This window comes from Streptomyces sp. FH025 (assembly GCF_017427025.1).
Classification (GTDB): Bacteria; Actinomycetota; Actinomycetes; order Streptomycetales; family Streptomycetaceae; genus Kitasatospora.
Genome location: NZ_JAFLNG010001075.1, coordinates 1 through 1,699 on the forward strand (window position 1 = coordinate 1; position 1,699 = coordinate 1,699).

Sequence of the window (1,699 nt, forward strand, 5' to 3'; positions counted from 1 at the left end):
CGCCCACCCGCCGACCGCCCCGGCGGCGCAGCAGCCGGGCGGTGGCTCGCCCGCCGCCCTGCACGACGTGCAGGGCGGTTCGGCCGGGCTGTACGGCGGCACGATGGGCCGGTCCAGCTGCGACACCGAGCAGCTGATCACGATGGTGTCCAGCGGGGACGCCGGGCGCGCCTGGGCCTCGGCGGCGGGAATCGACCAGTCGGCGATCCCGGCTTACCTGCGCTCGCTGACCTCGGCGTACCTGCGGGTGGACGCCCGGGTGACCAACCACAGCTACAAGAGCGGCGCCGTGGTCGAGTACCAGTCCGTGCTGGAGGCGGGCACCGCCGTCCTGGTGGACCCCCGGGGCGTGCCCCGGGTGCGCTGCGCCTGCGGCAATCCGCTGAAGCCGGCGGTGCCGGTGAGCGACGCCCGGTACACCGGGAAGGCCTGGGCCGGATTCGCACCGACCGCGCTGGTCATGGTGGTCCCGGCGCCGCAGCCGGTGGCCGAGATCGTCCTGGTGAACATCGAGACGGGCGGCTGGTTCTCCCGGCTGACCGGGCGGGCCGAGGTGGTGGACCGCAACGCCGAGCCGCCGAGCGGCCCCTTGGCACCGGGCGTCCCGCCGCCGGTCCCGTGGAGGCCGCCCACGGCCACACCCACACCCACGCCCACGCCCACACCCATGCCTACGCCTACGCCTGCGCCGACACCCACGCCGACACCCTCGCCGACGCACCCATCGACACCCTCGGCGCCCGGTGCGACGTCCGGGCCGAAGTCCCCGGGCGCCTCGCGGCCCGCCTCATCCGGCGCCACGCCCTCCCGTCCGGCCTCCCACGCCACGACCCACGCCGCGACCCCCAGCGCCGCGACCCCCTCCGAGCCTTCGACCTCCGAACCTCCGAGCGAAACGGGCCCGGCCATCATCCCGACCATTCCCGGCGAGCCCTCCACCGCGACCACGGCTCCCGCGCCCGCCACGACACCGGCGACCACCCCGGAGCGCCCCCAGACGCCGAACACCCAGACGCCAAGGACTCAGACACCAAGAACGCAGACACCGCGGACCCACGCCACGACGACCAGCACCAGCACCGCCAAAGCCCCCGCCACCACCGCGCCGAAGGCCACCACCGCGCCGAACCCGACCGGCCCGAACCACTGAAGCTCAGGGCAGCAGTACCCGGGCGTCCTCGGGTCCGAGCACCCGACCGTCCGTCGCACGGACCTCCACCTGGGCGACGGGCTCGCCCGACGCGCGGTCGACCAGCCGGGCCCGGGGCTCGCCCTCGGCGAAGAACCACTGGTCGCCCCACTGCCGCAGCGCGGTGATCACGGGGAACAGCGCACGGCCCTTCTCGGTCAGCACGTACTCCTGGTACGGGCTGCCGTCGGCGGCCGGGGCGAGTTCGAACACGCCGTTCGCGACCAGGTTGGCCAGGCGCGCCGAGAGGATGTTCTTGGCCAGCCCGAGGTTCTTCTGGAACTGGCCGAAGCGGCGCAGCCCGTCGAAGGCGTCGCGGACGATCAGCAGCGTCCAGCCGTCGCCGACCACGTCGAGCGGACGGGCGACCCCACAGGCCGACTCCTCGTGCGTGGTGCGCTTCGGCACTTCATCCCACCTCTCAGCCGGTCGGCGCTCAGCGTACCCGCCGAACAGGCGGTTGCTTATTAAAACCAGGATATGCCAGAGTGGCGTGGTAGCACTTTGAAA

2 protein-coding genes are annotated in these 1,699 nt (G+C 73.6%); one reads left to right on the forward strand and one right to left on the reverse strand.

Annotated elements, in window-relative coordinates:
* Positions 1-1,150, forward strand: a 1,150-nt coding sequence (locus J0670_RS37420) for a DUF6777 domain-containing protein (RefSeq protein ID WP_207817232.1), incomplete at its 5' end; no start/stop codon positions are given.
* Positions 1,151-1,153: 3 nt separating this feature from the next.
* On the opposite strand, the gene J0670_RS37425 is transcribed toward J0670_RS37420, so the two are convergent.
* Positions 1,154-1,597: a helix-turn-helix domain-containing protein gene (locus J0670_RS37425; protein WP_207817233.1), complete on the reverse strand. Its 444-nt coding sequence runs from the start codon at positions 1,595-1,597 to the stop codon at positions 1,154-1,156.
* Between the last annotated feature and the right edge of the window lie 102 nt (positions 1,598-1,699).